10 protein-coding genes are annotated in these 14,221 nt (G+C 41.7%); 5 read left to right on the top strand and 5 right to left on the bottom strand.

What is annotated here, in order from left to right:
• Positions 1-72: 72 nt before the first annotated feature.
• Positions 73-1,374: an IS1380 family transposase gene (locus CHB62_RS04485; RefSeq protein ID WP_089365863.1), complete on the top strand. Its 1,302-nt coding sequence runs from the start codon at positions 73-75 to the stop codon at positions 1,372-1,374.
• A gap of 242 nt (positions 1,375-1,616) precedes the next feature.
• On the opposite strand, the gene CHB62_RS04495 is transcribed toward CHB62_RS04485, so the two are convergent.
• The gene (locus CHB62_RS04495; protein ID WP_089365864.1) at positions 1,617-2,483 is read right to left on the bottom strand and encodes a patatin-like phospholipase family protein; all 867 of its coding nucleotides are present in this window, start codon (positions 2,481-2,483) and stop codon (positions 1,617-1,619) included.
• Positions 2,484-2,570: 87 nt separating this feature from the next.
• On the opposite strand from CHB62_RS04495, the gene CHB62_RS04500 reads away from it, so the two are divergent.
• From CHB62_RS04500 to CHB62_RS04515, 4 genes are all read left to right on the top strand, one after another.
• Positions 2,571-3,977 (top strand): aminopeptidase P family protein, encoded by a 1,407-nt coding sequence (locus tag CHB62_RS04500; RefSeq protein WP_089365865.1) that lies wholly within the window; start codon positions 2,571-2,573, stop codon positions 3,975-3,977.
• A gap of 83 nt (positions 3,978-4,060) precedes the next feature.
• Positions 4,061-5,263, top strand: a complete 1,203-nt coding sequence (locus tag CHB62_RS04505) for a C1 family peptidase (RefSeq protein ID WP_089365866.1) — start codon at positions 4,061-4,063, stop codon at positions 5,261-5,263.
• A 247-nt stretch (positions 5,264-5,510) separates the two neighbouring features.
• Positions 5,511-7,235, top strand: coding sequence for a single-stranded-DNA-specific exonuclease RecJ (recJ, locus tag CHB62_RS04510; RefSeq protein ID WP_089365867.1), 1,725 nt, complete (start codon positions 5,511-5,513; stop codon positions 7,233-7,235).
• Positions 7,236-7,338: 103 nt separating this feature from the next.
• Positions 7,339-9,231, top strand: coding sequence for a RecQ family ATP-dependent DNA helicase (locus CHB62_RS04515; protein ID WP_089365868.1), 1,893 nt, complete (start codon positions 7,339-7,341; stop codon positions 9,229-9,231).
• Positions 9,232-9,537: 306 nt separating this feature from the next.
• Here CHB62_RS04515 and CHB62_RS04520 read toward each other — a convergent pair whose 3' ends face one another.
• From CHB62_RS04520 to CHB62_RS04535, 4 genes are all read right to left on the bottom strand, one after another.
• Positions 9,538-10,302, bottom strand: a complete 765-nt coding sequence (locus CHB62_RS04520) for an acyl-[acyl-carrier-protein] thioesterase (protein ID WP_089365869.1) — start codon at positions 10,300-10,302, stop codon at positions 9,538-9,540.
• A 723-nt stretch (positions 10,303-11,025) separates the two neighbouring features.
• Entirely contained in the window at positions 11,026-12,174 is a 1,149-nt protein-coding gene (locus CHB62_RS04525; protein WP_167386055.1) for an OmpA family protein, read from the bottom strand.
• Positions 12,175-12,876: 702 nt separating this feature from the next.
• Positions 12,877-13,419, bottom strand: coding sequence for a 2-oxoacid:ferredoxin oxidoreductase subunit gamma family protein (locus CHB62_RS04530; RefSeq protein WP_009012055.1), 543 nt, complete (start codon positions 13,417-13,419; stop codon positions 12,877-12,879).
• A 27-nt stretch (positions 13,420-13,446) separates the two neighbouring features.
• Positions 13,447-14,214, bottom strand: a complete 768-nt coding sequence (locus tag CHB62_RS04535; protein ID WP_089365871.1) for a thiamine pyrophosphate-dependent enzyme — start codon at positions 14,212-14,214, stop codon at positions 13,447-13,449.
• Positions 14,215-14,221: the final 7 nt, after the last annotated feature.

Here is a 14,221-nt window from a genome sequence, read left to right on the forward strand (position 1 = left end):
AAAACACTTGGATATGTCAGAAATTTCACCTATCTTGGTGCTACAAACATAATAAGTAAGCAAAAATCTGACATGACAAAGGTAGCAATTAAAAACGAGAATATCACTTCTTTCGGTGGAATTTATCATATTATGGATGTTTTCTCAAAGCTGGGCTTTGAAAAACTTATCGAATCCGTATTGGGCAGACGTGGATGTCGCAGCAAAGCATTCAGCCATGGAAGTATTTTCGGCTCTCTCTTCTTCAGTTACCTTTGTGGTGGAGAATGCCTTGAGGACATCAATGTGCTTATAGGGCAGTTCAAGCAGAGACCTAATACGCTATTACCCGGTGCCGACACTGTGGGGCGCGGACTAAAGGAGCTTGCTGAAGAGAACATTGTCTACAAGAGCGATACCTCCGGCAAGTCTTACAGTTTCAACACGGCAGAGAAGCTGAACACCTTACTATTACGGATGATACGGAGAATGGGGCTTATAAAGGCGGGCAGTCATGTTGACCTAGACTTTGACCACCAGTTCGTTCCAGCCAACAAGTTCGATGCAAAGTATTCTTACAAGCAGGACTTTGGTTATTTCCCTGGTTGGGCTTCCATTGGGGGAATCATAGTCGGAGGTGAGAACCGTGACGGAAACACCAATGTGAGATTCCATCAAGAAGACACGCTCCGTCGCATTATGGACCGTGTAACCTCAGAACTTGGTGTGGTAATAGAGCGTTTCCGTGCTGATTGTGGATCGTTTTCAAAGGAAATTATCCAAATCGTAGAGCAGCGCTGCAACACGTTCTACATTCGCGCTGCCAACTGCGGCAGTCGATGCGAGGAGTTTCGCCAGTTGAAAGAATGGAAGAGCGTTGAAGTTGGCTATGAGAAATGCGATGTCACATCCATCAGCATGGACAGCTTGATAGAAGGAAAGTCATACAGACTTGTCGTACAGCGTAGTCCTTTGAAAGACAAGGATGGCAAGCAACAGACGGATATGTTCGGAGTAATATACACATACCGCTGTATCCTCACCAATGACTGGCTGTCTACCGAGAAGGACATCATTACATTTTATAATGAGCGTGGGGCAAGTGAAAAGAACTTCGACATACAGAACAATGATTTCGGCTGGTCACATCTGCCCTTTTCCTTTATGGCTGAGAACATGGTTTTCATGATGGTTACTGCCATGCTGAAGAATTTCTATATCTATCTCGTCCGTCATATCAGCGAAAAGGTCAAGCCGCTGAAAAAGACAAGCAGGCTGAAAGCCTTTATCCTGCATTTTGTCAGCATACCAGCAAAATGGGTGAGAACGGGAAGGCAGAACGTTCTGAACCGATATACAAATAAAACATACTACTCTGAAGTATTTCTTGAATAAACAGTATTTCTTTGTGGATATCATATCCCCCATTGGGTTTGGGTGGGGGATTTTATGCCTATGCAAGAACCAAGAACCCCAGAAAAATCCCAAATCAATGGATAAATACCAAAATGTCACGTCAATATATAAAAGTAGATCGCAAAGAATAATGCTGCGGAATTGAGGGTTAAGTATAACAATTGATCATCTCTCACATGTAGGGTTAGCTCCGTCATTTCACGATACACAAAGGACTGGTGTTACAGTAGTTGAGGAAGATTCTCTTTCACAAACTCTTCTCCCAAACGGAAACCTTCTTCATATAGCGCTTCAAGTTTCTCTACATCTTTCTCCATCCGTCCGACAACTACTGGTGCCACTGGACGAATAACAAGTATCTTCCCTTGTTCTTCTAACTCATCTACCAAATCGAGCTGACGATTATATGCTTCTATTCGATGGCTAAGAGCAACCCGAAGACGTGGGTAATTACGATAGATAAACTTAGGCTGTTTATAGTCACGTCCGGTATCTCTCCAACCCTTATTACGCGTACTAATAACGACATTGGTAGTGTGTCCTGTTTCTATAGAACGGAGAACAGGAATAGAGTCAACAATCCCACCATCTAACAAATCCTTACCATCGATCGTAACCATCTTACTTACATAAGGAAGACTTGAAGATGCTCGTGCTAACTCATTGAGTCTCTGTTTGTCTCCTGATGCCTCCGTAAGATACTCAGCAAAACCAGTCTGACAGTTTGTGACCACCATTTCAAATACATCACCATTCTTACAATTACGGAAATATTCCTCATAATCAAATGGAATAATCTCATAAGGGAAACGGTGGTAAAGTAATTCAGGATCAAAGATACATCCCTGCGTAACGAGATAACGCAGTCCTATGTAATCATATTTGGCAAGCATATCAATGTTAGAGATGCGTGCACGACGTGGCTGACGACTGGCATACGACAAGCCGTTACACGCTCCTGCAGAGACAGCAACAGTGTAATGAAAGTAGAGCTTATACTTCATAAAAGCATCCAACACACCAGAGGTAAAGACGCCACGCATGCCTCCCCCTTCTAACACTAAGCCTGTATTCCTATCTATTTGCATAAAATCTCGTTAAAAAACAACTGCAAAGTTAATAACTTTCAAACAAAAATAACTATCTTTGCAATCAAACCAACTAATAATTGAAATATGTTTAACAAAGAAACCTATGTAAAGCGCCGTGCAGAGCTAAAGAAGCTTGTTGGGAAAGGTATTATTATCCTTTTTGGCAACAACGAGTCGCCTGCAAACTTTCCTGCGAATGGATATTATCCTTTCCGTCAGGACTCATCATTCCTCTATTATTTCGGTCAAAAACGTGACGGATTAGTTGGTGTTATTGATATTGACAATGACACCGAGACTCTCGTTGGCGATGATATTGATATTGACGACATTGTTTGGTATGGTAGTGTTGACTCTGTAAAAGATATGGCAGACGCTGTTGGCGTAGCTAACACCGTCAACATGAAGGGATTGAAGACTATCTGCAACAATGCACTAAGAGAGCATCGTAAGGTTCATTTCTTACCACCTTATCGTGCAGACATCATGATTCAAATCTTTGACCTCTTTGGTATCCACCCAAACCAGCAGAAAGAGTCAGCAAGCATGGACCTTATTCATGCGATTGTTAAGATGCGTTCTGTAAAGACACAGGAAGAAATCGAAGAACTGGAGCGTGCTGCTGTTATTGGACATAAGATGCACACAACTGCAATGATACTGGGTAAGCCAGGTGTGACAGAGCTGTTCGTCGGTGGTCAGGTTAGTGGTATTGCCAACTCATACGGCTCAATGGTATCATTCCCTACTATCTTCACCCAGCATGGTGAGATTATGCATGGTAATCCTTCAATGGCTGTATTGGAGGCTGGTCGCCTTGCTCTCTGTGATTGTGGTGCTGAAACCATCAACCACTACTGCTCTGATAATACCCGTACATTCCCTGTAAGTGGTAAATTCACACAGAGACAATTGGAGATTTATAAGGTGGTAGAAGAATGCCACGACGCTGCATTGAAGCTTTCTAAGCCTGGCGTTAAATATATGGATGTTCACTTTGCAATCTGCCGCATTCTCTTTGACCGAATGAAAGAGCTTGGATTGGCTAAGGGCGACACCGATGCTGCCGTTGCTGCTGGTGCTCATGCTATGTTCTTGCCTCATGGACTCGGTCACATGATGGGTATGGATGTTCATGACATGGAGTCATTCGACCAGATTAATGTTGGCTTTGATGAAGAGACACGCCCTAACCTTGAGCAGTTCGGAACAAACTGTCTACGTATGGGTCGACGCTTGGAAGAAGGCTTTGTTGTTACCGATGAACCAGGTATCTACTTTATCCCAGCATTGATTGATGAATGGCGTGCAAAGAAACATTGTGCTGATTTCCTCAACTTTGATAAGTTGGATGGGTACAAGGACTTTGGAGGTATTCGTCTTGAAGATGACCTTCTCATTACCAAGGATGGTTGCCGCTTCATTGGCAAGGATATTATTCCTTATCATCCACAGGATGTTGAAGATTTCATTGCAGCAAACCGAAAGTAATAAAACATTTTAATTAATATTTACATCAAGGTTGCCGCAAGAGTGTCACTCACAACGGCAACCCGATTTATAAGAAACAACTTATGAAAAAAACTTTAGTAGTAGCATTGTTCGCTTTGCTTGCGTTAGGTGCTAATGCCGCAGACAAGAAAGAGGGTGCAACCTCAAACAAGCCTGTTTTCACAGTAGTAAAGCAGAATCCAATTACAAGTATTAAAGACCAGAACCGTTCTGGTACGTGTTGGGACTATTCAACTCTCAGTTATTTTGAGGCTGAGATTTTGAAGAAGACTGGTAAGACTTACGATCTTTGTGAGAGTTTTGTAGCTAATAAGACATATATGGAACGTGCTATCCAAGTAGTACGTTTGCATGGTGATTGCCAGTTTGCTCAAGGTGGCTCTGCATACGATGTATTGCACACCCTTGAGACTCATGGTATTTGTCCAGAGAGTGCTATGCCATTCCCAGGCTCACTCTATGGTGATTCATTGAACAATTTCAATGAGTTCTTCTCATTGTTAGAGCCATACGTAAATAGTATTGCACGCAACAAGGCAAACAAGATTTCAGGTCAGTGGAAGCAAGGCTTGCAGGGTATCCTCGATGCTTATCTTGGCAAGTGTCCAGAGACATTCACTTACGAAGGCAAGCAGTACACTCCAAAGAGCTTCGCAGCAAGTCTTGGTTTGAACTGGAGTGACTATGTAACCATTACTTCTTACACACATCACCCATTCTACTCACAGTTTGCTGTTGAGGTACAGGATAACTGGCGCAACCCATTGTCTTATAACCTCCCAATGGATGAGATGATGCGTATCATTGATAACGCTGTCATGAACGGCTACACTGTAGCATGGGGTGGCGACGTTAGTGAGCCTGGTTTCACTCGTAAGGGTTTGGCTTACATGGTTGACGGTAAGAAGGTTGAGAGCATGAAGGGTAGTGATATGGCTCATTGGCTCGGTCTTTCTGCAGCAAAGAAGAAGGATATCATCGACTCACTCGGTGTAAACGTACCAGAGGTTGTTCCTACACAGCAGCAGCGTCAGGATCGTTTCGATAACTGGGAACTTACTGACGACCACGGTATGCTTATCTTCGGTATCGCTAAAGACCAGAATGGTAAGGAGTACTATATGGTAAAGAACTCATGGGGTGAGACTGGCGATTACAAGGGTATCTGGTATATGAGCAAGAATTTCATCGCAGCTAACACCATGGACTATATGGTAAACAAGAATGCTATTCCTAAGGATATCCGCAAGAAGATGGGTCTCTAAAAGAATAAAACAAGTTGAATTGATAACAAAGAACAAGCCTTACTGATATTATCATTTCAACAATCTATAAATCATAAACAATCCCGCTCTAAGCAATTGGAGCGGGATTGTTGTTTTATTATCAATTGAGCTAATTAGCCTGATAGGGCTAATATCATAAAAAAACAGAACCAAATAATACGCTACATAACATTCTCATTTGGCTTTTTTTTTGTACCTTTACGGACAGAAATAAAAACAACTTAAAATGCAATTTAAATGGAACTACATTCCACCTACAGAGACTCAGGACAATGCAGCTAAAGACTTAGGAGAGAAGTTAGGTATTAGCACTATTCTTGCTTCACTGCTGATACGTCGTGGTATAACGACGGAGAGTGCTGCAAAACGGTTCTTCCGTCCTCAGTTGGCAGACCTCATCAACCCTTTCTTAATGAAGGATATGGATGCTGCTGTCGACCGTCTCAATGATGCGATGGGGCATAAGGAGCGTATTCTTGTCTACGGAGACTATGACGTAGACGGCTGTACAGCTGTAGCGTTGGTATATAAATTCTTACGACAATTCTATTCAAACATCGATTACTACATCCCCGACCGCTATGATGAGGGTTATGGAGTAAGCAAGAAGGGAATAGACTTTGCTAAAGAAACAGGAGTTAAACTTATTATCATTCTCGATTGTGGCATCAAAGCAATCGAAGAGATAACCTATGCCAAGGAGCAGGGAATAGACTTTATCATCTGTGACCACCATGTTCCTGATGAAGAGATGCCTCCTGCAGTAGCTATCCTTAACCCAAAACGACCAGATGACACTTATCCTTTCAAGAACCTTTGTGGTTGTGGTGTAGGTTTTAAGTTCATGCAAGCATTTGCAAAGAACAATAATATTCCCTTTTCTCGACTTGTTCCCCTACTCGATTTCTGTGCTGTCAGCATTGCAGCCGATTTAGTTCCTGTAGTAGACGAGAATCGTATTCTTGCCTTCCACGGACTGAAACAGTTGAATCAAAACCCAAGTCTCGGATTGAAAGCCATTATAGATATCTGCGGATTGAATGGTCGTGAATTATCTATGAGCGATATCATCTTCAAGATTGGACCACGTATTAACGCCAGCGGCCGTATGGAGAATGGCAAGAAAAGTGTTGACCTACTTGTTGAAAGAGAATACAGTCTGGCATTCGATCAAGCAAAGCATATTGACGAATACAACGAACAGCGAAAGGATGTAGACCGTCAGATGACAGAAGAGGCCAACCAGATTGTTGCTCGTTTGGAGAGCCAGAAGCATCAATCAAGTATCGTTCTCTATGATGAGCATTGGAAGAAAGGTGTCATAGGTATCGTTGCCTCTCGTCTGACTGAAATCTATTTCCGTCCGACAGTAGTCTTAACACGTGACGAGAACCTTGCTACAGGGTCTGCACGTAGTGTAGCTGGATTCGATGTATATGCAGCGATTAAGAGTTGTCGTGATTTATTGTTGAACTTTGGTGGACATACATACGCAGCCGGACTAACCATGAAGTGGGCAGATGTAAAGGAGTTCCGTAAAAGATTCCAAGCCTACGTAGAGCAGCACATTGAGCCTGAACAGCGTGAGGCGATCCTCGATATCGATGCTGTTATCGACTTTAAGGATATAACCAAAAAGCTACACACTGATCTGAAACGCTTTGCCCCATTTGGTCCTGGTAATCCCAAACCACTCTTCTGTACGTTAGATGTTTACGACTTTGGAACGAGTAAGGTTGTAGGACGCGAGCAAGAGCATATCAAGTTGGAACTGGTTGACTCTAAATCCAACAACGTAATGAATGGTATCGCTTTCGGACAGAGTGCTTCAGCCCGTTACATCAAATCAAAACGCTCGTTTGACATTGCCTACACGATTGAAGATAACGTCTTTAAGCGTGGCTCTGTTCAACTGCAAATAGAAGATATCAGACCTACTGAGGATTGCTAACAATAGTATAGAGCTGTATTATTTGTATCAACAATAAGGACTATCAACCCTAAAGTCCAAAAGCTCAAAACCTCAATGTTCATCGTTCAAAGCATGTAGTTTAATGTCTTATCTCGACATTCTTCATCAATATTGGGGCTATCCTGATTTCCGTGGTATTCAGAAGGACATCATCGAGAGTATCGGTTCAGGAAAGGATACCTTAGGACTAATGCCAACAGGAGGAGGAAAGTCCATAACTTTCCAAGTACCAGCATTAGCCCAAGAAGGAGTGTGCCTGGTCATTACTCCTCTTATTGCGTTGATGAAAGACCAGGTTGACCATCTCCGTCAACAAGGCATCACTGCTGCTGCTATTTATTCTGGCATGCGCCATGATGACATTGTATCAACCTTGGATAACTGTTCTTTTGGTGGAATAAAGTTACTTTATATCTCTCCTGAGCGTATAGGGTCTGACCTTTTTCAAACAAAACTACGACACATAAAAGTGAGTTTCATCACTGTTGATGAAGCCCATTGTATCAGTCAATGGGGTTATGACTTTCGCCCTTCGTACTTACAGATTGAGAACATCCGAAAGTTAGTACCTGATGCACCTATCCTTGCCTTAACTGCAACAGCTACACCAGATGTCGTTGATGATATTCAAGACCGCTTAGGATTTAAAGAGAAGAATGTCTTCCGAATGAGCTTTGAGCGTAGGAACTTAGCTTATGTCGTACGCCAGACTGAAGACAAAGATGCCGAGATGGTACATATTCTGCAATCCTTACCCAAGACAGCTATTGTCTACTGCCGTAGCAGAAAACGCACAAAGGAGATTGCAAAGATGCTCACAGAACATGGTATCTCGGCTACATGGTATCACGCAGGCTTAGAACCTGGTGTTAAAGACCAACGCCAGAACGACTGGCAGACTGATAAGATACGTGTCATGGTTGCGACGAACGCATTTGGTATGGGTATTGACAAGCCTAACGTACGTGTAGTTATCCATATTGATTGCCCGAGTTCATTGGAGGCTTACTTCCAAGAGGCGGGTCGTGCAGGTCGTGATGGTAATAAGGCATACGCTGTTCTACTTTATAATGGCAATGACAGACGCACACTGCAGAAGCGCATCGAAGATACCTTCCCACCTAAAGACTATATCCAAACAGTCTATGAACACTTAGCCTACTTCTATCAGATAGGCGTTGGGAGTGGCTACGGATGTATATTTGAGTTTCCGATTGACAAATTCTGCAATACTTTCAAGCATTTTCCCATACGTGTTAATGCAGCATTGACCATCCTTCAACGAGCAGGATATATTGATTACGAACTTAACCCAGACACTAAGGCACGTGTTCGCTTCCTTCTCAATAGGGATGAACTTTACCGATTAGACTCGCTGAGCGATAAGGAAGACAATATCGTAACAGCACTACTTCGCAATTATGGTGGACTCTTCTCTGACAATGGCTACATAGATGAAAGTTATCTTGGACAGGAAGCTGGGTTGGATAGAAACCAAACCTACATGATACTCACCAATCTTAGTAAAAAGCGTATCATCAATTTCATCCCTCGTAAGAATATACCACTTATTAGCTACACACAAGATCGTATTGACGGCGTTGATGTTGTTCTTAGTAAAGAGGTATATGAAAATCGAAAAGAAGAATTTATCAAACGCATCAACTCTGTTATCAATTACGCACAAAATGAGCGAGTGTGTCGCAGCAGACAGCTACTATCCTATTTCGGAGAAAATAAATCAACCGACTGCGGACAATGTGATGTTTGCTTATCGCATACCAAAGAGGATGATACGAACGAGAAAGAACAAATCAGAAAACAACTGCTGACACTCTTAGAAGATGGGCATAAGCATGCTATTACAGAGATTCGTCAACTGAATGATGATTGGGACCTTGTTCAGCAAGTTATGCGAGAGATGATTCTGGAAGAGGAAATCCTTTTGGATGGAAGTTTCTTACTTCTACCCTAAAAGATTTGGTCTTCTGATACATGGATTAATGTGGTAGGTCTCAACACATCTCGGTTTATTGGAGTCCTCACTAATTGGACTAAAATTAAAGCTGAAATACAACGTTTATAACAAATTTATTTTTAAATTCATTTGCTGTCATTTTAACATTTAGAACTAACTCATTGCAATCTAATTAGTTAGATACTCATAAAGCATGACAGATGTGACAGGAAAAATTATTTTGTAGATACAGCCTACTTATTGTAGGCTCGCATCAGTAAGAACCAACAGCTTCTCGTTGGTTCTACTAATATTTGATTGGTATCAAACAAACTGAACTCTACAACGACAAACCTCTACTTCTGCGCTGTCTCTATTACTCTTGGTTATTCTAACATTAAAATCAGTATCTGAATCCCGACCCTCTCGATAGAAGTGGAGTCTATCTCCTTGATGAGATTCTGCTACGTATGCTATCTCAAAACGCTTGATACAATGCTGCTTATACCAAGCTACGTCCCACAGATCTAATACATGCTCTATGTACTTGACTGAGTTTATATGCCCATTGATATCTACATCATTATAATAAGTGTCGATTGAACGGATTGGAGTTGCACCAACTAATAGCTTCACACGTGAAGACTTTTCTATCGGACAAGGGTATTCGGTTTCTATATACTCAGTTATCAAGCCGCCACGAACGGCAAGTATGTCGGCAGGATGACGTGTATCAAGGTCTATCATGGCCCACACACTCTTTCCGTAACCATAAACATGCCCAGACTCCCCGACTATCTTAAAGTTACGGCTTGTAAAAGACCTCAGAGCACTGTCCACCCAAGTCTCTACGAAAAACTTATCGTAGGCCTTCGGCATGTCCATCACCTCAATAGCCAGGCGACTCAATACCCACGTCTTATTGACAGTATTGAGATAATTCATACCATAACCACGATCATTACTATGGAAATCAGCAGCATTCAACAAGTGATTGCCTAAGTGACCCATAAACAAATGATTGGAAAAGTCGCAATGAAACGGCTCAGCCAAAAACTCATATCTTCCTATCTTTGATAACTTTTCCATATTACACTTATCTTACACGAACATTTACTTTATGCATTTACCAATGCCTAACTTACTATTATAACGGAAAAATTGTCATTATATTCTATGTAAGCAAGAAAATCTGAAGACTCGTAGTTGCCCTTAGTAGAAATGAATCGTTATATCTAAAGAGGGCATACTCCACTTCTTAGGGAACAGGTCAAACATTTAACCTCACTCTTCATGAGGATTAATAGGATTAAGAAAAATAATTACACATAGTCGAGCAGGACACCCCTTATGTTGGGGTATAATATCCTTTCAGATAAAATTCATAACACACATTGTATCAACATGTTACATATTGCATTAAAGAACATGCCCTTCTTGAGGCAAGAAGGGCGTCTTCATCACCCAAGAAGAGCATGTTCTTGAATACTGTTAGGCCTCTTCTTCTATCTTAAAGACCATGTATTACTCTCTTGAGAGTCGAAAAAAGTTTACGTTAAGACAAGGGATAGGCCCTATATATAGATTCTATTTGCGTGCAAAATTCAGTGTTCCTCTATGGAAAAGAACTTTCCCACTTGATAAGATGACATGTATGGTAGATGTTAAGTGTTATGTTTCTCACAGAGAACACACTATATGACAAGCAGTAAGTTGATAACGAAAAAGCAAAATAAAAAGGGATGCACCTTAAAGATGCATCCCTTATTGTTATTGTTTGAAGGATTGTCCTTCTTAACCTACTCGTTTAGATTACTTTACGTAAACAACTGCAAGACGGTTAGAAGTTACACCCTGTACACCCTTACCAGTTGCCTCGTCAACGATAACGCCACGACCCTTGAGGTAGTTAGCAACTACGTCAGCACGAGCCTGTGAGAGACGATCGTTAAGTTCCTTAGAACCCTCTGGAGAAGCTGTACCAACAACCTGAACGTGAACACCTTCCTTAACGTTGTTGAGAGCAGCCTTAGCCTCTTTAGTAAGAGCAGACTTACCCTGAGCGAATGTTACAAATACAAGGTCAGATACAGTGAACTCCTTAACCTTAACAGAAGGAACCTCCTTAACAATCTCCTTAGTAATAACCTCTGGCTTACGGTTACGGAGCTCGTTAATCTGAGCGTTCAAAGCATCGATCTCAGCCTGGTCACGTGGAGTAACGATTGTGAAGTTGTGTGTACCGTTAGAGTTCTTGAACTTGTAAACAAGACCAGCATTCAACTGAACGAATGAGTTGTTGATGTTGTAAGCTGGCTGACCTGCCTGTGAAGCTGCCTTGTAACCATACTCCTGATGATCAGCTAAAGCTACTGGATTCAAAGCATTACCAGTTGCAACCAATTCCTTGTTCTTTGACTGACCCAAGAATGCGAAGTTGATAGAAGGCTCTACGTAGAACTGGAACTGCTTCTCTGAACCAAAGTTGAAAGCGAAATCAAGAGCTGCCTTAGAAGTCATACGGTTACGGTTGTCAGCAGTAGCATCCTTGAATGCCTTGTTGCTTGTGAATACGTGCATCCAACCAAGACCATAAAGTGCGCTAACCTCGAAGGTACGTGGCTCACCCTTGTAACCACCGAAGAGGTTGCTCAAGTTTACAGTACCGAGCAAGCTTGCGTTTGTAGCGCGAACTACAGTACCTGTAGAAGTCCAAGGCTTGTTAGAGAAGTATGCATTACCCTCAATTGCCAAACCGAATACTGGAGTGAAATAACGACCGATACGGATACCAGCGTTTGGATCGAGGTCGCTCAACCACTTGTGACCAGTTGTCTTTGTTGCAACACCACCGTTAATACCAACGTAGACGTTGTCAAATGCCTTGCTTTCTGCCACTGTCTGAGCAGAAACTGAAGCTGCCATAGAAGCAGCTGCCAACATTAAAACTAACTTTTTCATTGTTTTCTCTGAATTAATTAATATTTGTAAAATCTATAATGTCAGTGTCTTAAACTCGCTGCAAAGTAATAAAAAAATAATGAGACAGCCAAATTTTTTTAGATAAAAAATGCACAGGCCCCTATATTATGAGCATAAGAAACCATAAAGATGGAAATATTGAACAATGTTATATATCTTTTATCTTATTGTAACATAATAACATGTGAAACAATGGGGCTATATCACATATATTGTAGGGAGAACCCTCTTCAATACCGAAAGCGATATTTCAAAATTATTGGAAGTCCACAAAGTGGTTCGAACAGGCCCTTATCGTTTGTTTCACTTACGGCTATCGAAAGTTCTACCTCCGACTTTCTACAATCATGCGAACACACTACAAATATGGTGCTATAAGTTATTATGTTTCGTGCTAACTCGTAACGCCAAGCAACAAATAGCTATAATAGCCTTCTACTTGTTGTTAGAAGATTGCTTGCATGCTAATGAGAATCTATTAGCAAGATAACAGAAACAATATCTGTTCAGCCCTCAACGACAAATATAAGAAGACACAATCTTGAAGGATAAGATGTTTACTAAAGAAAAAGGGACCCGTAGCATCACTGCTTAGGTCCCTTAAACAAATTAGAGAGTTATAAAAAATCAGGTTAAATTCCTTTATTATAACAACAGTTACTATTGTTGTTTACCACTTAATTATTGCTGAGTAATGATTTTCATTCCCTCTTCCACTGCTTCCATATTTAGTGGGATGAGGTTATGATGGCGTTCAGGAAGACTCTTGAAGAGTGCCTTCTTTAGTCCATCAGTGCTGACAACAGGGCAAACCTTAAGCAGACCACCCAGCACAATCATATTAAACACTTTTGCATTCTTCATCTCAGCAGCTTTATCCATAGCATTAATGCGATAGATGGTGATGTCCTTACGCGTAGGAGGATTGAATACACCATAACCATCATAGATAAGAATACCACCTGGCTTAACCTTTGGTTCAAACTTATCAAGCGAAGGTTGGTTCAGCACAATCGCAACATCATACTTACTAAGGATAGGAGAAGAGATGCGTTCGTCGCTTACAATAACAGTAACGTTGGCTGTACCACCACGCTGCTCTGGTCCATAAGCAGGCATCCATGTTATCTCCTTATCTTCCATTAGTCCCGAATAAGCCAGGATCTTACCCATAGAGAGTACGCCCTGACCACCGAAGCCACTAATAATTATCTCTTTTTTCATTTTACACCTTATTTATATAGGGAAGGATTAAAGACCTGTAGTATCTTTCAAATCACCCTTTTCATATTCAGGGAACATATTCTCACGCATCCACTCGTTAGCCTTAACAGGAGAAAGCTTCCAACCACTGTTACAGGTTGCAACAATCTCTACTAATGAGCTTCCCTTTCCTTGCATACTTGCCTCAAACGCTTTGCGGATTGCACGCTTCGCCTTATTAATTGAAGCAACGGTGTCAACACTCTGACGAGTTACATAGCAAGTTCCTTTCAGATGACTTGCCAACTCCGTAATGTTCAGATTATAGCCATGCAGTTCTGGTTCACGACCGTATGGACAAGTTGCTGTCTTCTGACCCATAAGCGTTGTAGGCGCCATCTGTCCACCTGTCATACCATAAATGGCATTATTAATAAAGATGATAGGAATATTCTCGCCACGGTTCAAGGCATGGATTGTTTCTGCTGTACCAATACAAGCGAGGTCACCATCTCCTTGATAAGTGAAAACCAAACGGTCCTCCCAAAGTCGCTTAATACCTGTTGCTACAGCCGGTGCACGACCATGAGGAGCCTCCTGCCAATCGATATCAAGATAACGATAAGCAAATACGGCACAGCCAACAGGGCATACACCAATCGCCTTATCACTCATTCCCATCTCTTCGATAACCTCTGCAACTAACTTATGAACCACACCATGAGAACAACCCGGACAATAGTGCATTGTCGTATCGTTCATCAAAGTAGGCTTCTTATACACCAGATTCTCAGGTGAAATGATATCATTTGCCATAATATAC

It is taken from the genome of Prevotella jejuni (assembly GCF_900187995.1).
In the GTDB taxonomy this organism is placed as follows: domain Bacteria; phylum Bacteroidota; class Bacteroidia; order Bacteroidales; family Bacteroidaceae; genus Prevotella; species Prevotella jejuni.

What these genes read in the sequence shown, in the direction of transcription:
- CHB62_RS04485 (WP_089365863.1), top strand. Translation starts at nt 73, where the DNA reads ATGACAAAGGTAGCAATTAAAAACGAGAATATCACTTCTTTCGGTGGA.
- CHB62_RS04495 (WP_089365864.1), bottom strand. Translation starts at nt 2,483, where the DNA reads ATGCAAATAGATAGGAATACAGGCTTAGTGTTAGAAGGGGGAGGCATG.
- CHB62_RS04500 (WP_089365865.1), top strand. Translation starts at nt 2,571, where the DNA reads ATGTTTAACAAAGAAACCTATGTAAAGCGCCGTGCAGAGCTAAAGAAG.
- CHB62_RS04505 (WP_089365866.1), top strand. Translation starts at nt 4,061, where the DNA reads ATGAAAAAAACTTTAGTAGTAGCATTGTTCGCTTTGCTTGCGTTAGGT.
- recJ (WP_089365867.1), top strand. Translation starts at nt 5,511, where the DNA reads ATGCAATTTAAATGGAACTACATTCCACCTACAGAGACTCAGGACAAT.
- CHB62_RS04515 (WP_089365868.1), top strand. Translation starts at nt 7,339, where the DNA reads ATGTCTTATCTCGACATTCTTCATCAATATTGGGGCTATCCTGATTTC.
- CHB62_RS04520 (WP_089365869.1), bottom strand. Translation starts at nt 10,302, where the DNA reads ATGGAAAAGTTATCAAAGATAGGAAGATATGAGTTTTTGGCTGAGCCG.
- CHB62_RS04525 (WP_167386055.1), bottom strand. Translation starts at nt 12,174, where the DNA reads ATGAAAAAGTTAGTTTTAATGTTGGCAGCTGCTTCTATGGCAGCTTCA.
- CHB62_RS04530 (WP_009012055.1), bottom strand. Translation starts at nt 13,419, where the DNA reads ATGAAAAAAGAGATAATTATTAGTGGCTTCGGTGGTCAGGGCGTACTC.
- CHB62_RS04535 (WP_089365871.1), bottom strand. Translation starts at nt 14,214, where the DNA reads ATGGCAAATGATATCATTTCACCTGAGAATCTGGTGTATAAGAAGCCT.